This window comes from Bacillus bruguierae, from assembly GCF_037104725.1.
Lineage (GTDB): Bacteria > Bacillota > Bacilli > Bacillales > Bacillaceae_G > Bacillus_A > Bacillus_A bruguierae.
Genome location: NZ_JBAWSX010000011.1, coordinates 26,443 through 48,104, shown reverse-complemented (window position 1 = coordinate 48,104; position 21,662 = coordinate 26,443). Strand labels below are relative to the sequence as shown.

Annotated in this window: 16 protein-coding genes; all 16 read left to right on the top strand. The window is 36.6% G+C overall.

Translation table 11 applies throughout. The annotated features are described in order from the left end of the window. The first annotated feature begins 319 nt into the window (after positions 1–319). The 16 genes from WAZ07_RS17370 to spoIIGA all read left to right on the top strand — a co-directional run bounded on the left by WAZ07_RS17370 (position 320) and on the right by spoIIGA (position 21,654). Positions 320–1,201, top strand: a complete 882-nt coding sequence (locus WAZ07_RS17370) for a 2-dehydropantoate 2-reductase (protein ID WP_336473478.1) — start codon at positions 320–322, stop codon at positions 1,199–1,201. 78 nt (positions 1,202–1,279) lie between these two features. Further along, complete coding sequence (gene bshC, locus WAZ07_RS17365; protein WP_336473477.1) at positions 1,280–2,896, top strand: bacillithiol biosynthesis cysteine-adding enzyme BshC; 1,617 nt, start codon at positions 1,280–1,282, stop codon at positions 2,894–2,896. Between the two features lie 383 nt (positions 2,897–3,279). Next, positions 3,280–4,212, top strand: a complete 933-nt coding sequence (gene rsmH, locus WAZ07_RS17360; RefSeq protein ID WP_090914377.1) for a 16S rRNA (cytosine(1402)-N(4))-methyltransferase RsmH — start codon at positions 3,280–3,282, stop codon at positions 4,210–4,212. A gap of 15 nt (positions 4,213–4,227) precedes the next feature. Then, on the top strand, positions 4,228–4,593 hold the full coding sequence (ftsL, locus tag WAZ07_RS17355; RefSeq protein WP_336473476.1) for a cell division protein FtsL: 366 nt from the start codon (positions 4,228–4,230) through the stop codon (positions 4,591–4,593). A gap of 21 nt (positions 4,594–4,614) precedes the next feature. Continuing rightward, positions 4,615–6,786 (top strand): penicillin-binding transpeptidase domain-containing protein, encoded by a 2,172-nt coding sequence (locus tag WAZ07_RS17350; protein WP_336473475.1) that lies wholly within the window; start codon positions 4,615–4,617, stop codon positions 6,784–6,786. Positions 6,787–6,871: 85 nt separating this feature from the next. Further along, positions 6,872–8,788, top strand: a complete 1,917-nt coding sequence (locus WAZ07_RS17345) for a stage V sporulation protein D (protein WP_090914382.1) — start codon at positions 6,872–6,874, stop codon at positions 8,786–8,788. A 364-nt stretch (positions 8,789–9,152) separates the two neighbouring features. Then, positions 9,153–10,628: a UDP-N-acetylmuramoyl-L-alanyl-D-glutamate--2,6-diaminopimelate ligase gene (locus WAZ07_RS17340; protein WP_336473474.1), complete on the top strand. Its 1,476-nt coding sequence runs from the start codon at positions 9,153–9,155 to the stop codon at positions 10,626–10,628. Between the two features lie 22 nt (positions 10,629–10,650). After that, the gene (gene mraY / locus WAZ07_RS17335) at positions 10,651–11,622 is read left to right on the top strand and encodes a phospho-N-acetylmuramoyl-pentapeptide-transferase (protein WP_090914386.1); all 972 of its coding nucleotides are present in this window, start codon (positions 10,651–10,653) and stop codon (positions 11,620–11,622) included. Continuing rightward, positions 11,623–12,975 (top strand): UDP-N-acetylmuramoyl-L-alanine--D-glutamate ligase, encoded by a 1,353-nt coding sequence (murD, locus tag WAZ07_RS17330; protein WP_336473473.1) that lies wholly within the window; start codon positions 11,623–11,625, stop codon positions 12,973–12,975. Positions 12,976–13,238: 263 nt separating this feature from the next. Further along, positions 13,239–14,336 (top strand): stage V sporulation protein E, encoded by a 1,098-nt coding sequence (spoVE, locus tag WAZ07_RS17325; RefSeq protein WP_090914390.1) that lies wholly within the window; start codon positions 13,239–13,241, stop codon positions 14,334–14,336. 167 nt (positions 14,337–14,503) lie between these two features. Then, positions 14,504–15,607, top strand: coding sequence for an undecaprenyldiphospho-muramoylpentapeptide beta-N-acetylglucosaminyltransferase (murG, locus tag WAZ07_RS17320; RefSeq protein WP_336473472.1), 1,104 nt, complete (start codon positions 14,504–14,506; stop codon positions 15,605–15,607). A gap of 50 nt (positions 15,608–15,657) precedes the next feature. Next, on the top strand, positions 15,658–16,563 hold the full coding sequence (murB, locus tag WAZ07_RS17315; protein WP_090914394.1) for a UDP-N-acetylmuramate dehydrogenase: 906 nt from the start codon (positions 15,658–15,660) through the stop codon (positions 16,561–16,563). A gap of 96 nt (positions 16,564–16,659) precedes the next feature. Beyond that, the gene (locus tag WAZ07_RS17310; protein WP_336473471.1) at positions 16,660–17,406 is read left to right on the top strand and encodes a cell division protein FtsQ/DivIB; all 747 of its coding nucleotides are present in this window, start codon (positions 16,660–16,662) and stop codon (positions 17,404–17,406) included. 409 nt (positions 17,407–17,815) lie between these two features. Then, entirely contained in the window at positions 17,816–19,126 is a 1,311-nt protein-coding gene (gene ftsA / locus WAZ07_RS17300; RefSeq protein ID WP_336473470.1) for a cell division protein FtsA, read from the top strand. Positions 19,127–19,165: 39 nt separating this feature from the next. Further along, positions 19,166–20,317: a cell division protein FtsZ gene (gene ftsZ, locus WAZ07_RS17295; protein WP_336473469.1), complete on the top strand. Its 1,152-nt coding sequence runs from the start codon at positions 19,166–19,168 to the stop codon at positions 20,315–20,317. 419 nt (positions 20,318–20,736) lie between these two features. Beyond that, on the top strand, positions 20,737–21,654 hold the full coding sequence (gene spoIIGA, locus WAZ07_RS17290) for a sigma-E processing peptidase SpoIIGA (protein ID WP_336473468.1): 918 nt from the start codon (positions 20,737–20,739) through the stop codon (positions 21,652–21,654). Positions 21,655–21,662 lie beyond the last annotated feature (8 nt).

The following is a 21,662-nucleotide window of genomic DNA, read 5'->3' as shown; positions in this document are numbered from 1 at the left end:
AACAAGAGGGGGATGGAGCTTCTGACATAGAGGCGCTTTTTGCCTCGGCGGAAGACGCGAAGCCACCGACTGTTCTAGCCGCTGGAGCTGGATCATAAAGAAAAGCGGCGCCGACTGTTTAAGCCCTCATAGCTTAGGAGGCAGAGCTAGACAAAGATGTCGAAAATTAAAATGGATTTATATATATAGTAAAGCTTTCGTTAGTAGGAATTTTTTATTAGTGGGAAGCTTTTAACAATTGGTTTTTGTAGAAAGTTAATCATGATGTATCTTTTAAATTTTGATGTATAGCGTGATGAAAATGGGGGTCTTTTTAAAAATGGAAATTGGAATTGTTGGGCCAGGAGCAATCGGACTTCTTTTTGCGTTTTATTTACAAAAAAATGAGCAGGATGTCACACTGTATACACGAACAGTAGAGCAATCTGAGCACTTGAATAAGTGCGGGATTACATGTGTGCAAAATGGTATGAGGGAAACTGTATTTCCTCGTGTTAGCCCTTTAGAGAATATAAAAAATGAAACACATGATTATACGTTTATTGCGGTAAAACAATATCATTTAGAAGAGATATTACCGTATTTGCAAGCGGAAAAACGACTTATTTTCTTGCAAAATGGAATGGGACATCTTCATTTATTACAGCAAATTCAAGGCGCTAGTGTTGCGATAGGAATTGTAGAACACGGAGCGAAAAAGGAAAATGCGAGTATCGTTCATCATACTGGGGTAGGTAGTACGAAATTTGGACTCATACACGGAGAAAAGAAACAATTTGAACCTCTGTTACCTGCATTTTCTTCGGGTCTATTCCCAGTAGCGCTTGAAAATGATTGGAAGCGAATAATGATAAATAAGCTTGTCGTTAATGCGTGTATCAACCCATTAACTGCGCTGTTTGGTGTGCAAAATGGAGAGTTATTGACAAATCCCTCGTTTCACAAAGTGATGAAGCAAGTGTTTTCAGAAGTAATGGGAATTGTCGGCGATTTACAATGTGGAGAGTATTGGGAGCGTGTATGTACAGTATGTGAAAATACAGCTCATAATATTTCCTCTATGTTAACGGATATACGCAATAATAGAAAAACAGAAGTTGATGCAATTGTCGGTTATTTAATTCAAGAAGCAGAGAAGCAACAAAAATCAGTTCCGACGCTGTCTTTTTTGTATCATTCTATAAAAGGATTAGAAAGATAAGAGATATTCTTTGCTTTTACAACGAACATTGACTACAATTTGGTTGGTGAGAGATCAGGAGATGAAAGGAAGAAGTATATGGAGATAAAAGAAATCTCTGTCCCGCTTCAAGGAGTTGTTGCGGACTATTTAAACCATGAAAAAGATATTCAAGAATGCTTTGATTATCAAATAACAGAAGAGAGCTTTGTAAGACGTATACAAGATTTACGAAATAGACAGTATCCAAGACAAGAGTTAGTATCACATTTATTACAATATAATCAAGAATTAAATGCAGGAGAAAAAACGCTTCAAAATATTCATGCTTTGTTGGAAGAAGATACATACGTTGTTGTAGGGGGACAACAAGCTGGATTGCTAACAGGTCCTCTTTATACAATTCATAAAATTATATCTATTTTACAACTTGCAAAGGAAAAAGAAGCTTCACTTGGAGTACGAGTTGTTCCTGTTTTTTGGATTGCTGGGGAAGATCATGACATTGATGAAATTAACCATGCGTTCGTTACGAAAAACGGAAAAGTGAAAAAAACAATTTTTCATGAACGTCATCTAAATAAAGCAAGTGCTTCTGAAACGGAGATTTCCATCGAGGATTGTAAACAATGGATTGAAGAAATATTTAAAACATATCCAGAAACAAAGCATACAAAGGATGTCTTTCGTTTTGTAGAAGAATGTTTACAGCAATCACGCACATATGTTGATTTTTTTGCACACTTTATTACAAAGCTATTTGCGCATTCAGGTTTAATTCTTGTAGATTCTCATCATCCTATCCTTCGGAATATTGAAGTTCCTTTTTTAAAAGAATTATTAGCGCGCTACAAAAATGTGCAAGTAGCACTTAATGATCAACAACGTGTATTACGTGATTTGGGGTATAAACCGATTATTGAAACAAAACAGAATGTAGTTCATATCTTTATGGAAATGAATGGGGAACGTCTTTTGTTAGAGGAAGAAGAAGGGTGTTTTATTTGTAAAGAAGGGATGTATTCGTTTTCCTACGAGGAGCTTATAGAAAGTATGGAAGATCATCCGGAACGATTCAGTAACAATGTTGTTACAAGACCACTTATGCAAGAATATATTTTTCCTACACTTGCATTTATTGGTGGACCAGGAGAAATTGCGTATTGGAGTGAACTACAACAAGTGTTTCATGCAATGGACTTCCAAATGCCGCCGGTTGTACCTCGTTTGACAATTAGTTATTTAGCGCGTGATATTGAAACTGATTTACGGGATTTGCAGATTCAAGAGAGCGAAGTGTTCTGTGAAGGTATTGTTACATTACGAGAAAAGTGGTTATCTATGCAAGTTGAAGAGCCGATAGATAATCAATTTACGAATGCAGTGGAGCAGATTGGAGCAATTCATACATCTTTGCAGCAATTTGTTCAAAAAGTGAGTCCGGGCCTTCGAGATTTTGCGAAGAAAAATGAGTTGAAAATTATGCAACAACTTGAATTGTTAGAGCGGACACTTCAATCTGATTTAGAAAGAAAGTATGAAGTGCAGCTTAATAAATTCCGAAGAATCGAGCACTCATTACAACCGCTAGGTGCGCCGCAAGAACGAATATGGAACATTTGTTATTATTTAAATGGCTATGGGCTTGATTTTGTAGAGCGAGTTATGAAACAAACTTTTCGTTGGAATGGAAAACATCATATTATAAAATTATAAAATCTTGCTCTTAAGAGCAGGATTTTATTTTATTTTGTGGAATTACCTGTAAAATAAATTTATTTATTGATTATGTGTATCGTAAAGTATATGGGGTGAAAGCACTCTGTTTTTGAAGAACGGTTCTTTTTTGATAAAATGAAACAAAAAGAAGGTGAATTATTATCTTTTTCGGCATGTTTTTATGTAATTTCCCGAAAAAGATGATAAGATTTAGTATATAATAAGATAAGACTATTATTTAGTAGGGAGTGGAATTCTTACTAATTACTAACCTTTCCAATCGGAATTTTATGGACAATTATCCTGATTTCTCTTCGTTTTTGAAGTTTGGATAAAAAGATGACTCAAAAAGATTATTTTGTAAAAAAGTAGGTGCAACAATGTTTAAACATGTAACAGTGCTTTTAAAAGAAACAGTAGATGGGTTAGAAATTAAACCAAATGGTACATATGTAGATTGTACGCTAGGAGGTGGAGGACATAGTGCTTATTTACTATCTCAACTTTCTGAAGAAGGAAGACTAATTGCATTTGATCAAGATGAGGTTGCAATTCAAAATGCAAAAGAAAAATTCTCTTCTTACAATGGTCAATTTATAACTGTAAAAAGTAACTTTCGTTATTTAAAGGAAAGGTTATATGAATTAGGAATAACAGAAGTAGACGGTATTTTATTTGATTTAGGTGTTTCTTCCCCACAATTAGATACGCCAGAACGTGGATTTAGTTATCACCACGATGCTCCGCTTGATATGCGCATGGATCAAAATGCCCCGCTAACAGCATATGACGTTGTAAATAGTTGGTCATATGAACAACTTGTAAGAATCTTTTTTCAATATGGTGAAGAAAAGTTTTCAAAGCAAATTGCAAGGAAAATTGAAGCGTACCGTGAAAAACAACCAATTGAAACAACTGGAGAACTAGTGGAGTTAATTAAAGAAGGGATTCCAGCTCCAGCAAGGCGAACGGGAGGACATCCTGCGAAGCGAGTATTCCAGGCAATTCGTATTGCAGTTAATGATGAATTGAAAGTATTTGAGGAAGCGTTGGAAGCGGCAATTGACATGACAAAAACAGGTGGCCGAATTAGTGTGATTACATTCCACTCGTTAGAAGATCGGATTTGTAAAACGACATTCAAAAGATATAGTACAACACCACAGCTTCCACCAGGATTGCCAATTATTCCTGACGAATACAAGCCGAAGTTGAAACTAATTACAAGAAAGCCGATTTTGCCTTCTGATGTAGAGTTAGAAGAAAATAACCGAGCGCGTTCTTCGAAGTTACGAATTGCTGAAAAACTATAAAAAGGAGAGAGAGGTATGTCGAATTTAGCTGTTAAGTATAAAAAGCAACAAATAGAAGTACAATCTCAAGCTCCGCAGCAAGTAGTACAGCCAGCTGTAAAAACAAAAGTTAAGCGAATTACAAGAATTGAAAAATTATTGTATGTTGCATTTATTGGTTTTTTACTATATGCATGCGTAGCCTTTATTGGTAATAAAGCGGCATTATATGAAGCTGATGCTAAAGTAACAGAAATAGAAAGCACGCGCATAAAACAACAAAAAGAAAATCAAGAATTACAAGCTGAAAAGGAAAAGCTAACACGTTATGATCGCATTGCAGAAATTGCAAAAAAACATGGGCTTGAAATTAATGCCAATCATGTAAAAGGCTTAAATTAATATAATAGGTGTGAAGAAGAGATGAATATACGTAAATTTCATACCAATAAAGGAGCAGGATTCTTCATTAAGGTGTTTCTCCTGCTCTTTTTTCTGTTGTTAGCCCGCTTTCTTTATATTCAGACAATGAAAACAGTGCATGGAGTAGATTTAAAACCAATTGCAGAGCGAAAACATAATAAAAATGGAGTACTTGAAGCGAATCGAGGAACGATTTACGATCAAAATGGTTACGTGCTTGCCCAAGATGCAAATTCATATAAGATGGTTGCTGCACTTAAAGGCCAAGAGCATGTGGAAGACAAAGAAGATGCTGCAGAGAAAATATCGAAAGTACTTGAGGTAGATAAAGAAAAGATTTTAGAGTATTTAAATAAAGATGCTGCGCAAGTAGAATTCGGATCGATTGGAAAAAACTTAACGAAAGAAAAGAAAGAACAAATTGTCAATATGCATATAAAAGGAATTTCTTTTGTTACAGAAAAAGCAAGAATATATCCGAATGGGGATTTTGCTTCTTATATACTTGGATTTGCAAAACCAAATGATGAAGGAATTGCAGAAGGAAAGTTTGGACTTGAACAAAGCTTGGATAAATATTTACGAGCTTCTAATGGAAGCATGAAGTATACAGGAGATACGAAAGGTATCGCATTAGAAAGTGGAAAACAGTCTGTGAAGCCGCCTAAAAACGGAGATAATGTATATTTAACAATCGACCAACATATTCAAAGTTTTCTAGAAGATGCGATGGTAGAAGCGGATAAACGTTATAATCCGTCTATGTTAATTGGGATCGTAGCAGATCCGAAAACAGGAAAGATTTTAGCGATGTCTAGCAGACCAAGTTATGATCCGAATAAACAAGATATCCAGTATTTTTTAAATGATCCGATTGCAAATGCTTATGAACCAGGTTCAACAATGAAAATCTTCACGTTAGCAGCTGCTATTAATGAGGGAGTATACAAAGGACAAGATTACTATCAATCTGGTAAATACAAAGTAGGGAATGAGGAAATTGGAGACCATAATAGCGGTGCAGGATGGGGTTCTATTACGTTTGATGAAGGAGTTGAGCGCTCATCGAACGTTGCTTTTGCTATTTTAGGAAATGAAAAGTTAGGACCTGATCGTTTTCGTCAATATATTCATAAGTTTGGTCTAGACGAAAAAACAGGTATTGATTTACCTAGAGAAGGCGAAAATACAATTTTATTTGATAAAAAAATCCAACAAGTAACAACAGCATTTGGACAAGGTTCTACTGTAACTCCGATTCAACTTGTACAAGCAGCTACTGCAATTGCTAACGATGGGAAAATGATGAAGCCCTATGTGATTGATCAGGTTGTAGATCCGATGGATGATAAAGTTGTCTTGCAACACCGTCCAGAGGAAGTAGGGAAACCAGTTACAAAAGAGACTGCAACGCAAGTAAGGCAACTGCTAGAACGGGTTGTAACATCACCAAAAGGGACTGGAACGATGTATAAACTTGATGGATATTCCGTTGGTGGTAAAACAGGAACAGCACAAGTTCCAAATGGAAAAGGCGGTTATATGACAGGGCGAGAAAATTATATTTTCTCCTTCCTTGGTATGGCACCAATGGATGACCCGCAGCTTGTCGTATATTTAGCAATTAAACAGCCTAAATTGAAAGACACTGAAAATGGTGCACAGCCGTTATCTGAAATGTTTAAATCTGTAACGAAAAATAGTTTGGAGTATTTAAAAATCAAACCGAATGAAATAAAAGATGTGAAAAAGCAAGTACAACAGCAGCAAGCTACTGTTCCAAATGTAACAGGTAAAACAATGGAAGAAGCAAAGGGAATATTGGAAAAGGCGAAGTTTCGACCTGTTATATTAGGAGAGGAAAAAGTCGGACAGCAAGTGCCAAAAGCGAATGAAAAAACGTTAACGGGTGATCGCGTATTTTTAGTAGGGAATCAACCGAAAATGCCGAATATTAATGGTTGGGCACTTCGTGATGTGATGAATTTAGCTAAAATATTAAATCTTGATTTGAAGCTTTCAGGTACAGGATATGTAACAGAGCAAAGTGTTGCTGAAGGCACTCCGTTAAAAGAAAAAACGCAGGTAGAAATAAAACTTGAACCACCTCTTGAACCGCAGCAAGAAGCAGAGCAGGAGCCAAATAAGAAGGAACAGAAAGAGAGCACGTAACATAGAAGAGGTGTACGTGTTCTAATCAAACAAGTACAAGCATATATTGGAACAAGCTAGGTGTGAAGGAGGGGCTTGTTCCAATATGCGTGTATCGAATGTAACAGTGAGAAAACGACTTATTTTTGTGCTTATTTTTGGTATACTTATTTTTACAATTATTGATATTCGTCTTGGATATGTGCAGTTTTTTCTTGGAAATATGTTATCGGATCGTGCGAAAGATTCATGGAGTCGAAATATTACATTTGAACCTGAACGGGGGAAAATTGTAGATCGAAATGGTGTGGAACTTGCAACAAATAAAAGTGCACCAACTGTCTTTGTGGTACCACGGCAAATTGAAAAACCAGCAGAGACTGCAGAGAAATTAGCTGCAGTTTTAGGTGTGTCGAAAGAAGAGATTTATCAACGCCTTACAAAAAAAGAGTCCATAGTCAGATTAGACAAAGGCGGGCGGAAAATTTCCCATGATAAGGCGAAAGAAGTGAGAGCTTTAAGTTTAAAAGGTGTATATATTGCTGAAGATTCAATTCGATACTATCCGTTTGGGAAATATTTATCACATGTGCTTGGATTTGCTGGGAGTGATAATCAAGGGCTTATGGGACTGGAGTCATATTATGACAAAGAATTAAATGGTGACAAAGGATATGTCCGTTTTTTTGCTGATGCGAAAGGACAACGCATGCCGAACATTGGTGATGATTATAAAGAACCTGGAGATGGCTTGAATTTAAAGTTGACAATTGATTCACGTGTTCAGACAATTATGGAGAGAGAATTAAATATTGCAGAGTCTACGTATCATCCAGATGGAATAATCGCGATTGCTATGAACCCAAATAATGGTGAAATTTTAGGAATGTCCAGTCGCCCGAGTTTTGATCCAGCAGATTTCAGGAGTGTTTCACCAGAAGTGTTTAACCGAAACCTTCCAGTATGGAGTACATATGAACCAGGATCCACATTTAAAATTATTACACTTGCAGCTGCTTTAAATGAAAAATTAGTAGACTTGGAGAAAGATACGTTTTATGATGATGGAGCAGCAGAAGTTGGCGGTGCAAGATTGCGTTGCTGGAAAGCAGGGGGGCATGGCAGCCAAACGTTTTTAGAGGTTGTTCAAAACTCTTGTAACCCAGGTTTTATAGAACTTGGAGACCGTTTAGGGAAAGAAAAGCTGTTTCAATATATCCGTGATTTTGGATTTGGACAAAAAACAGGTATTGATTTACAGGGAGAAGGCAAAGGGATTTTATTTGATTTAAAAAAAGTAGGACCTGTGGAACAAGCGACTACAGCATTTGGTCAAGGAGTCTCCGTTACCCCGATTCAACAAGTAGCAGCAGTAGCGGCTGCTGTAAATGGAGGTACGTTATATCAGCCTTACATTGCGAAGGAATTTATAGACCCAACTACGAACAAAGTGATTAGTAAAAAAACGCCTGTCACAAAGAAACAAGTTATTTCCAAGGAAACGTCTGAAAAGGTGCGTTATGCACTTGAGAATGTTGTTGCAAAAGGTTCAGGTAACAAAGCTTATATTGATGGATATCGTGTTGGAGGGAAAACTGGTACAGCACAAAAAGTAAAAGATGGAAAATATTTGGATAACAACTATATCGTATCATTTATTGGATTTGCACCAGCAGATGATCCGCAAATTGTTGTATACGTCGCTGTAGATAATCCAAAGGGAATTACACAATTTGGCGGGGTTGTTGCTGCGCCAATCGTTGGGAATATTCTTCGTGATGTCTTACCGGTTATGGGAGTAGAGCCTAGAAAAGAGCAAATTGAAAAGAAATTAACTTGGGATGAGACGCCTTTAGTAGAGGTCCCTGATATAGTAGGTATGGATCGAAAGGAACTACAAAGTCAACTTGTCGACTTACAAATTGATGCCAGCGGTGATGGAAACAAAGTGGTTGAACAGTCTCCAAGACCAGGCACGAAAGTAAAAGCAGGCTCCAAGGTTCGAATATATTTTAATAAGTAAGTATGAAGGCATGTGTGTACGATATAATAACATTCAACTAACTATATAAATACAAATTGAAAAAACGACATAAAAACCGCCCTTTTTTTAGAGGGACGAGAGCATCTGGCCATGCATAGAAGCGATCAGGGCCTATTTTTGGCCACATGCTAGGTTTAAAACAAAAAGAGAAAGCGAGTAGCGGTCATTTTTTGTTTTGCAGAGCAGTGACTTATATGTTGAAAAATCAAAATGGATTTATATATAGTAGTGAGATGTTTGATTCACATTGCCTGTTGATGAAATGTATGACGTTCTTATGTATGGAGTATTTTAACGGCTCCATTTATAAGGGGTAAATAAAGAGTAGAGAGGGTTTAAAGAAATGAAGTTGCATACACTCGTATCAAGTTTGCATGATTTTCCGGTTATTCCAAAAGAAAATCCGGAAATTACATCTATTGAAGCGGATTCACGTAAAGTGACAACTGGAAGTTTATTTGTATGTATAAAAGGTTTCACGGTTGATAGTCATGAATTTGCTATGCAGGCAGCCGCGCAAGGTGCGGCTGCTATTGTTGCGGAAAGGCCTATTGATGTTGACGTTCCAGTTGTACTTGTTAAAGATACAGTACGTTCTTTAGCGATGTTAGCGGATTATTTTTATGGACAGCCAACGCAAAAGTTACATTTAACGGGGATTACAGGTACAAATGGAAAGACAACAACATCGCATATAATGAACGAAATTATGCGCGCACATGGACATAAAACAGGCTTAATTGGAACAATTAATATGAAAATAGGTGATGAAACGTTTGAAGTGAAAAACACAACACCTGATGCATTAACGTTACAAAAGACGTTTTATAAAATGGTCGAACAAAATGTAAACAGTGCTATTATGGAAGTATCTTCACATGCTTTGCATCTTGGAAGAGTGCATGGATGTGATTATGATGTAGCGGTGTTTACAAACTTAACGCAAGATCATTTAGATTATCATAAAACGATGGAAGAGTATAAATATGCAAAAGCCTTGCTATTTGCACAACTTGGTAATAGCTATCACCATAATCGTATCAAGTATGCTGTATTAAATAATGACGATGCTGCAGCAACAGACTATATGAAAAGTACAGCAGCAACAGTGATTACGTATGGTATTGATACAAAAAGTGATATAATGGCGAAAAACATTGAGATGACAAGTGCTGGTACGAAATTTACACTCGTAACTCCGAGCGAAAGTATCGATATCACGATGAAATTAATTGGGAAGTTTAATGTATATAATGTGTTAGCTGCAACAGCTGCGTGTCTTGTTTCGGGTGTAGCGCTGCAAACAATTATTGATGCTGTAAAAGAATTAAAAGGTGTACCTGGACGCTTTGAAGTTGTTGATAGAGGTCAAGATTTTACTGTCATTGTTGATTATGCACATACACCAGATAGTTTAGAAAATGTATTGTTGACAACGAAACAATTTGCAAAAGGAAATGTATATTGTATTGTTGGTTGCGGTGGAGACCGAGATCGTACAAAACGACCAATTATGGCCAGTGTTGCCACTAAATACGCAACGCATGCGATCTATACATCAGATAACCCGCGCAGCGAACATCCCAAAGCAATTCTTGATGATATGATAGAAGGTGTAAAAGGGAATAACTATGAAGTAATTGTTGATCGAAAAGAAGCGATATCTCACGCTGTTGCCGAAGCGAAAGCTGGAGATATTATTGTAATTGCAGGTAAAGGGCATGAGACATATCAAATTATCGGTACAGAAGTACATCATTTTGACGATCGTGAGGTTGCCGGGGAGGCAATTGCACAACGTTTAAGCATGAAAGAATAACAACAAGAGAGGGGGACTAAAAGTGCTTGAACAAGGATTATTAATTACAGTTGGGGTGGCATTTTTAATTTCTGTTGCGTTGTCACCAATTTTCATTCCATTTTTACGTCGTTTAAAATTTGGCCAGAGCATTCGTGATGAAGGACCAAAATCACATCAAAAGAAATCGGGAACACCGACTATGGGCGGAATTGTTATTTTTATTTCAATTATGATTACGTCTATTATTATGATGTTTAAATTTCAAAAGGGTGCTGAGATGTACTTATTGCTTCTTGTTACATTTGGCTATGGTTTAATTGGATTTTTAGATGATTATATTAAAGTTGTTAAAAAAAGAAATCTTGGTTTAACATCAAAACAAAAATTAGTAGGACAATTTATTATTGCAGTAGCTTTCTTTATCATTGCAAAAGGACAAGGATTTGATACACATTTAAATATTCCAGGGACGGAAATTAAGTTTGACTTGCAGTGGGCATACTTTATTCTCGTGCTCTTTATGCTGATCGGAGCTTCAAACGCAGTTAACTTAACAGATGGTCTAGATGGATTATTAGCAGGAACGGCTGCCATTGCATTTGGTGCGTATAGTATTATTGCGTTTGCTGAGGGACAGTACACAATTGCTATTTTTTGTATGGCTGTTGTGGGAGCTGTATTAGGATTTTTAGTATTTAATGCTCACCCTGCAAAAGTATTTATGGGAGATACAGGATCTTTAGCTCTTGGTGGTGCTTTAGCTGCTGTTTCTATTTTAACAAAAACAGAATTGTTGTTAGTTATCATTGGTGGGATGTTTGTTATTGAGACACTCTCTGTTATTATTCAAGTTGTCTCGTTTAAAACGCGAGGAAAGCGTGTATTTAAAATGAGTCCGCTTCATCACCACTATGAATTATGTGGTTGGTCAGAATGGCGAGTGGTTGTGACATTCTGGTCAGTAGGACTTTTATTTGCAGTGTTAGGAATTTATATCGGGGTGTGGATGTAATTGAAAACGATAATTGACTATCAAAATAAAAATATTCTTGTATTAGGTATGGCAAAAAGCGGCTATGCTGCAGCTGTCTTATTAAAGAAACTTGGAGCAAATGTGATTGTAAATGATAGCAAGCCGCTCGCTGAAAATCCGTTAGCGACAGAGTTGCAAGGGCAAGGCATAGAAGTTGTATGTGGTGGTCATCCTTTAGAATTATTAGAAAAAAATATTTCTGTTGTTGTAAAAAATCCAGGGATTCCATACTCTAATCCGTTACTTGTAGCGGCAAAAGAAAAAAATATTCCGATTGTAACAGAAGTAGAATTAGCATATCGTATTTCTGAAGCGCCCTTTATTGGGATTACAGGATCTAATGGGAAAACAACCACAACAACATTAACATTTGAAATGTTAAAAGAAGGAGAAAAACATCCTGTTATTGCTGGAAACATCGGTATGGTAGCATGTGAAGTTGCACAAGATGTAACAGAACAAGAAGTGGTTGTAACAGAACTTTCTTCCTTTCAATTAATGGGCATTGAAACGTTTCAACCGAAGATTGCGGTACTGTTAAACTTATTTGAAGCACACTTAGATTATCATGGTACGAAGGAAGAGTACGGCTTAGCAAAAGCGAATATCTTTAGAAACCAAACTGAAAATGATTTTAGCATCATTAATGCTGACGATGAAGATGTAATGGTGTTATCTGAGCAAAGTAAAGGACAAAAAGTATACTTTTCTACGACGAAAATGATTGAAGACGGCGCTTGTGTAAAAGATGGTGCTCTTTACTTCAAAGGCGAAAAAGTGATTGATATTCAAGATATCGTATTGCCGGGTAAACATAATTTAGAAAATATACTAGCTGCTATGAGTATTGCAAAGCTTATGGGAGTTGCAAATGAAGCAATTGAAGCAGTTTTAAAGCGATTTACAGGTGTAAAGCATCGTTTAGAATATGTAACGACGATTCAAAATCGCAAGTTTTATAATGATTCGAAAGCAACAAATATGCTGGCGACAGAAAAAGCGTTGTCTGCATTTACGCAACCAGTCATTTTATTGGCTGGTGGACTAGATCGTGGGAATGAATTTGATGATTTAATTCCATACTTTGAGCATGTGAAGGCGCTATTTACATTTGGACAAACTGCACCGAAGCTTGTCAAAGCTGCGGAAAAGGCTGGAATGAAAGTAATTACATGTGTTGATAATGTAGAACAAGCAGTACAACAAGCGTTTGTTTTGTCTGAAGAAGGAGATGTAATTCTCTTATCTCCTGCATGTGCGAGCTGGGATCAATTTAAAACATTTGAAGAAAGAGGAGACATGTTTATACAAGCTGTGCATAAGCTAGTATAAAGTGAAAGAATCATCAGGGGATTATTCCTACTGATGATTCTTTTATAGGTAGAATAATGTGAAATTTCTATTAGTGAGAGGATTTACCATCCACTAATAGAAAGCCTTCACCAAATGGGTTCTTACAGGCAGTTTTTCATACATCTCTTCTTTGATATTGCACAATTTTGCGATGGAATCAGACTGCTTGCCTGAATAAATGAGACTTCGGTTGTGAAAAAAGTATGGTTAACGAAAAGCTGCATTCAAAGAGGTGATACTCATTGCGGGCAAAGAAGACGCCTGACTTTATTCTTATTATTGTAACTTTGTTACTTTTGACAGTAGGAATGGTGATGGTATACAGCGCTAGTGCTGTATGGGCTTCGTATAAAATGGGAGATTCATTCTTTTTTGCAAAGCGTCAATTGTTATTTGCTGGAATTGGTGTCGTTGCTATGTTTTTTATTATGAAGATTGATTATTGGGTGTGGCGTACATATTCCAAAGTGATTTTACTCATCTGTTTTGTTCTCCTTATTTTAGTTTTAATTCCGGGTATTGGACTGGTGCGCGGCGGGGCTCGAAGTTGGATTGGGGTAGGAGCATTCTCTATTCAGCCTTCGGAGTTTATGAAGTTTGCGATGATTATTTTCTTAGCGAAATTTTTATCGGAAAAACAAAAAATGATTACGTCTTTTAAACAAGGATTACTTCCTTCGCTTAGTTTTGTGTTTGTTGCATTTGGCATGATTATGTTGCAACCAGATTTGGGAACGGGAACTGTAATGGTGGGAACTTGTATTGTTATGATTTTTGTTTCGGGAGCACGTATTTTTCATTTTGCCATGTTAGGATTAATAGGAATTGCAGGATTTGTTGGGTTGATTGCATCAGCACCATATCGAATAAAACGTATTACATCTTATTTAGATCCATGGTCAGATCCGCTTGGAAGTGGATTTCAAATTATTCAATCGTTACTTGCAATCGGACCGGGGGGATTATTTGGTCTTGGCCTTGGACAAAGTAGACAAAAATTTCTTTACTTACCAGAGCCGCAAACAGATTTTATTTTTGCGATTCTCTCTGAAGAATTAGGTTTTATTGGTGGTTCGTTTGTGTTATTATTATTTAGTCTGTTGTTATGGCGTGGGATTCGTGTAGCGTTAGGAGCGCCAGACTTATACGGTACTTTTTTAGCAGTTGGGATTGTGGCGATGATTGCGATTCAAGTGATGATTAACATCGGCGTTGTAACTGGATTAATGCCAGTTACAGGAATTACCTTACCATTTTTAAGCTATGGTGGGTCTAGCTTGACCCTTATGTTAATGGCGGTTGGTGTGTTACTAAACATAAGTCGTCATTCTCGCTACTAAACCCTGTTTTTTATGACAGGGTTTTTCGTATGTAAAAATGGAAACTAAGTGATTGACATATGAATAGCATACAGTGAAATTTACTATCAGTAAGGTTAGTTAAATAAATCGGACTTTTATTGCCCGGCAGTAGCGGGATAATAGAAAAAGAAGTGGAGGAATAGGCAGTGCGAGTATTAGTCAGTGGTGGCGGAACAGGTGGGCACATTTATCCAGCTCTCGCGTTAATTCGAGAAATCAAAAAAATTCATCCTCAAGCAAGATTTTTATATATTGGTACAGAAAATGGTTTGGAGAGTAAAATTGTTCGCAAAGCTGGCATATCGTTTCAATCCATTGTTATTAGTGGGTTCAAGCGAAAGGTATCAATTGATAATGTGAAAACGGTGATGCGTTTTGTGAAAGGTGTACAGGATAGTAAACGGTACATACGTCGTTTTAATCCAGATGTTGTCATTGGAACAGGTGGTTATGTATGTGGTCCAGTTGTATACGCAGCAGCTAAACTGGGTATTCCAACAATTGTACACGAACAAAATAGTGTACCTGGTGTAACAAATAAATTTTTGAGTCGCTACGTAAATAAAGTAGCAGTTTGTTTTGAAGCGGCAGTAGAACATTTTCCGCAAAATAAAGTTGTGATGACAGGGAATCCTCGTGCTTCAGAAGTGATGAATCAAAATGGTATGAAAGGCAAGCGTTCTGTCAGTTTATCTCTCTCAAAAAAATCAGTGTTAATTTTTGGCGGAAGCCGAGGCGCTAGACCAATTAATGATGCGTTTTTAGAAGCAATTGAACAATTTGGTAATAAAGCTTATGAAGTATTGTACGTTACAGGTGAAGTGCATTATGATAAAGTAATGGAATTGGTGAAACAAAAAGGGAATCCACACAATGTTATCATTAAGCCGTTCATTGATAATATGCCAGAAGTACTTACTGGGGTGGATCTTGTTGTTTCGCGTGCAGGTGCCACAACGTTAGCTGAGTTGACAGCTTTAGGAAAACCAAGTATTTTAATTCCGAGTCCATATGTAACAAACAATCATCAAGAGAAAAATGCTCTTTCTGTCGTTGAGAAAGGGGCAGCGAAAATGCTTCTTGAAAAAGATTTAACAGGTGAAACGCTTCTTGGTGATATTGATGAAATTTTATTGGATACACAAAAATTACAAAATATGAAACTAGCTGCAAAACAATTAGGAATTCCGGATGCAGCAAACAAATTATTTGAGGTTATGAAAAAACTTGTAGAAAATAACGTTAGGTGAATGCCCTGCATACTACTGTAGTACGGAGATTTAATACGGGGGAGATCATCATGAAACAATTAGTAAAAGAACTTATGGAAGCACAGGTAGGAAAAGTATTAGAAAATGAACCGTTAGCTCGTTATACAACAATGAAAATCGGTGGTCCAGCAGATATTTTAGTAATTCCAAGTAGCGTGGAAGGTATAGAAAAATCGCTAGAGCTTGTGAAAAAGCATGGAACAAAATGGACCGCAATTGGTCGTGGTTCAAATCTGCTTGTATCAGATAAAGGAATTGAAGGTGTTGTCATTCGATTAGGAGAGGGTCTGGATCATTTAGAAGTGATCGGAATGAACGTTCGTGTAGGGGGAGGATATCCTCTTATCAAGCTTTCAACTTTACTAAGCCGTCAAGGACTTGCAGGATTAGAGTTTGCTAGTGGAATTCCAGGAAGTGTAGGCGGAGCCGTTTATATGAATGCAGGTGCTCATAAATCGGATATGTCTGAAATTTTGAAGAGCGCTCGTGTGATGTTTGAAGATGGAAAGATTGAATGGTTAACGAAAGAAGAACTAGAATTTTCTTATCGTACATCTGTTTTACAAAAGAAACGCCCTGGTATTGTACTAGAAGCAGAATTGCAGTTGAAAGAAGGAAATCGTGACGAAATTATTGGGATCATGCAAAAAAATAAAGATTATCGTCGTGATACACAACCTTGGAATCATCCTTGTGCAGGAAGCATTTTTAGAAACCCACTACCAAACTATGCTGGAAACCTAGTGGAAAAGGCTGGGCTACGCGGTTATCAAGTTGGTGGTGCGAAAATTTCAGAAATGCATGGAAATTTCATTGTAAATACGGGGACAGCATCAGCGCAAGATGTTCTTGATTTAATTGCTTTTGTAAAGAAGACAATAAAAGAACAGTTTGGGGTAGATATGCATACTGAAGTAGAAATCATTGGAAGATAATAGTTGTCTGTCCCGCTTTGTATCATTTATGATATAATAAGAAGAAGAACGGCATGCATAACATGCCGTTCTTTATGTTACATAGGGGGAGCGTACATGAAGAATAGTAAAGTTATTAAGTTACAAGATCGTGTACCAAAATTAAAAAATCAAAAGAAGAAAAAACAAGTAAATAAACGATTAATTTTATATGTATCGATTTTATTTTTATTGGTGCTTTTTTTAATTTATTTTCGATCTCCGCTTAGCAACATAAAGGGGATTACGGTTCATGGTAATCATTATATGACGGATGAACAAATAATGGAGCAATCAGGGATTGCATATAAAACAAGCTATTTTAGTGTTATAGGACATCAAGCGGAAGCGAAATTAAAGAAGAAAAAGGAAATTAAAAATGTCCATGTGAAGAAAGAATTTCCAAATAAAATAGTCATCAATGTTGAGGAATATGTAACAATTGGCTACATTAATAAAGAAGGAAAATTATATCCCCTTTTACAAAATGGGAAATCATTAGATGCTCTTCCAAATGGGAAATTACCAGTTGCTGCGCCGATTTTTGTTCCTTTTGAAGAAAAGAAAATGAAAGAATTGATTGCTGAACTAGAAAAGTTAACACCAGCTGTTCTTCGGTCCATTTCTGAAATTCATTACAAGCCAACAGACTTGTATGCAGATCATCTTACACTGTATATGAATGAGGGATACGAAGTAAGTACAGTTATTCAAGATTTTGCAAAACGCATGGAAGCTTATCCTCTTATTGTTAAGAACTTGTTGCCAGATAAAAAAGCAATTATCCATTTAGAGGTAGGAGCTTATACTGAATATGTTAATTAATTGATTGATAAAATCGGGGTAGAGTGGATATTTTAACTGTAAAGGGTGCTTGGTTAAGGAAAATAGAAACGTATTCTTAAAAATTATGTAATTAAGTCATATTTTCCCTTATTTTCTTTTTTAATATAATCTTAGGTGCAAGTTTCACTTTTCTAGAAGTACATCTTAGTGTAGACTTATATTTGGCGGTAATCTTTGTAGTTAGATAAGATTGTTTCAAAATATAACAGTGATTCGCATGTAGTTATTATAAAAGTGAATAAATGCCAAATGAAAATAAGAAAAATATAGTGTTAAAAAAGGGAAACGCATAAATACGTTGAATATTTTTCTTATAGCATAGTAAAACAATGATTGTTGTTCCGGATATTGAATTTTATGGTATAAATAAAGAAGGAGGTGCCAAAGAATGAACAGCAATGAAATATATGTGAGTCTTGACATCGGTACATCCAATGTTAAAGTCATCATTGGCGAGATGGTCAATGACGCTTTAAACATTATTGGTGTTGGAAATGTAAAGTCAAATGGTTTGAAGAAGGGCTCCATTGTTGACATAGATGAGACTGTGCAATCGATTAAAAAGGCGATTGAACAAGCTGAACGCATGGTAGGAATACACATTGAACGCGTTGTTGTAGGTGTAAATGCAAATCAAGTACAGCTTCTTCCTTGTCATGGAGTAGTCGCTGTTTCAAATGAAGACCGTGAAATTGGAAACGAAGATGTGCTTCGGGTACTTGATGCAGCACAAGTTGTGTCAATTGCACCAGAGCGTGAGTTTATTGACGTGGTACCTCGACAGTTTATCGTAGATGGTCTCGATGAAATTAATGATCCGCGTGGAATGATTGGCGTACGTTTAGAAATGGAAGGTACATTAATTACAGGCTCGAGAACATTGTTACATAATTTACTTCGATGTGTAGAAAAAGCGGGTCTTGAAATAATTGATATTTGCCTTCAGCCATTAGCAGCATCAGCAGTTGCTTTATCAATCGATGAAAAAAATCGTGGAGTCGCTCTTGTTGACATTGGTGGAGGCTCGACGACATTATCAATTTTCCAAGATGGAGAATTACAAACAACAAGTATATTACCGATTGGCGGAGATCATATTACAAAAGATATCGCCATCGGATTGAAAACATCAACTGAAAATGCCGACCAAATTAAACTAAAATATGGACATGCTTTTTATGATACAGCATCTGAGGAAGAAATATTTACTGTTTCAATGATGGGCAGTGATCAAACAGAGCAATATTCTCAATTAGAGTTAGCTGATATCATTGAAGCTCGTGTAGAGGAAATTCTTATGCTTGTACAAGATGAGGTACAAAAACTTGGCCTGAAACAGTTACCAGCTGGTTATGTACTTACTGGTGGTGTTGTTTCTATGTCTGGTATTCTTGACCTTGCAAATGACATTCTACATCAAAATGTTCGTATTGCAACGCCAGATTATATTGGTGTACGTGAACCACAATATACAATTGGTGTTGGACTTATTAAAAATGCATACCAAAAAGCTAAGTTACGAGGAAAGAGTGTGCAGGAAAAGCAGGAAAACTATGAGTTACAGCATACACATGCACCAGTACCTGCTGCAGTGCAACAACCGGTAAAGCAAAAGCCTCGTAATAACAATGATAACAATGATAACAATGAACGAATGATGTCAAAAGTGAAGCGCGTATTCCGATATTTATGGGATTAGATTTAAACGCGAAAAATGAGGTTCTAGGGGGATTTCGACATGTTAGAGTTTGATACTACACAAGATCAATTAGCAAATATAAAAGTTATTGGTGTTGGCGGCGGAGGAAACAATGCTGTCAATCGTATGATTGAAAATGGCGTACAGGGCGTAGATTTTATCGCTGTAAACACAGATGCACAAGCACTGAATTTATCAAAAGCTGAAACAAGAATGCAAATCGGTGGTAAATTAACGCGTGGACTTGGTGCTGGAGCAAACCCAGAAGTAGGAAAAAAAGCTGCTGAAGAAAGTAAAGAGCAGATTCAAGAAGCACTTCGCGGTGCGGATATGGTCTTTGTCACAGCTGGTATGGGCGGTGGAACTGGGACCGGGGCAGCTCCAGTTATTGCACAAATTGCAAAGGAGCTAGGGGCATTAACAGTTGGGGTTGTAACGCGCCCATTTACATTTGAGGGTCGTAAGCGTGCAACGCAAGCTACATCTGGAATTGCTGCGTTTAAAGAAAATGTAGATACGATCATTGTTATCCCGAATGATCGTATTTTAGAAATTGTGGATAAAAATACACCAATGCTTGAAGCATTCCGTGAAGCAGATAACGTATTACGTCAAGGTGTTCAAGGTATTTCTGACTTAATTGCAACGCCTGGTCTTATTAACTTAGACTTTGCAGACGTAAAAACAATTATGTCTAACAAAGGTTCTGCTTTAATGGGTATTGGTATTGGAACTGGTGAAAACCGTGCGACAGAAGCAGCGAAACGTGCGATTTCTAGTCCGTTGCTAGAAACATCTATTGATGGTGCACAAGGTGTTATTATGAACATTACAGGTGGCACGAATTTAAGTTTATATGAAGTACAAGAAGCGGCAGATATTGTAGCTTCAGCTTCAGATCCAGAAGTAAATATGATTTTTGGCTCTGTTATTAATGAAAACTTAAAGGATGAAATTGTTGTAACAGTGATTGCAACAGGTTTTGATGATAGCATCTCAATGCAACCACCTAAGCCAATTACTCGTTCTACAGTAACTGCTACTAAAAGTGTGCAGCAACCAGTACAACCAGTTAAACAACGTGAAGTAAAGCGTGAAATAAAGCGTGAAGAGCCGGTTGGAAATGATCGTCATACAGATGTAGATGATATTGATATTCCAGCATTTTTACGTAATCGTCGCAGACGCTAAGGGAGCGTTTGTAAAGTGAAACTTTAAGCAGTGGGGAGCCCCCACTGCTTATTAGTTGAATCAATCAAGTTCTTACTGTCCATAAGTATCGAGATGAATTTTCGTATTTCATGGAAACATAAAAAAGACAATCCTCTATTATGAATAGATGGTTGTCTTTTTTATTTCCTTTATCCCGCTATTCACAGGCAGTAAAATCCCCACTGATGGAGGAATCACTTTATATTGATGCCAATTCCGTTACTTACTCAAAGAAAGCGCTTTTCCAGTAGCTTATTTTTAAAGAGTCTTCTTTTTCTACATGACAAATTATTCCTCAAAGTTTCAAAATAACAAAAAATCCCTTCCGTGAATTGACACACTTTTCCATTGGATATGCATTATACTAGTCTCAACTTTATAAAAAAGAGGTGAACCGTTTGATCGTTTACGCCGACATTATATGGTTATTAAATGTCTGCATTGATTTTCTTTTACTTCTATTAACAGCAATTGTTTTAAAACGGAAAGTGAAAAGATGGAGACTTGTGCTTGGCGCATGTATCGGTTCAACAATTGTTATTTTTGCATTCACGCCGTTAGCATCGTTGATGACACATCCTGTAATGAAATTAATATATTCATTTTTTATTGTTTATGCTACATTTGGCTTTATTCGTTTTCGGACATTTTTACAGAGCGTTTTAATGTTTTATTTTGTGACGTTTATGGTAGGAGGAGGCCTTGTTGGCACACATTTTTTTCTTCAAACGAATGACATGATGAATGGACTCATTTCGATAAAATCCATTTCGTATGGTGATCCTGTAAGTTGGTTGTTTGTAATAATCGGGTTTCCTATTATCTACTATTTTTCTAAAAAGAGAATTGCAGATGTAGAAGTAACAAAAATTCATTATGAGCAAATTGTGAAAGTAGATATCAAAATTGATATAAATGATATTCAACTGGAGGGATTGATTGATAGTGGAAATCAATTGTATGACCCGCTTACAAAAACACCAGTTATGATTATACATGTTTCTTCTTTGGAACATGTGCTACCCAAGTGGCTAATAGAACAAGTTCAAATGAAAACAGCAATTCCTCATATACCAGATGAAGAATCAAAGTGGGCAACACGTTTGCGCTTAATTCCCTACCGAGCTGTAGGGGTTAACCAACAATTTTTATGGGCGTTTAAGCCTGACTTTGTACAAATTTATCATGAAGGTACAAAGGTTACTGTAAATAAAGTATTAATTGGTTTGAATGCACAGCAGTTATCAGCGAATGGTGAGTATCAATGTATTTTACATCCAAAAATGTTATTGTCACAAAAAATAACAATTGCTTAATACAGAAA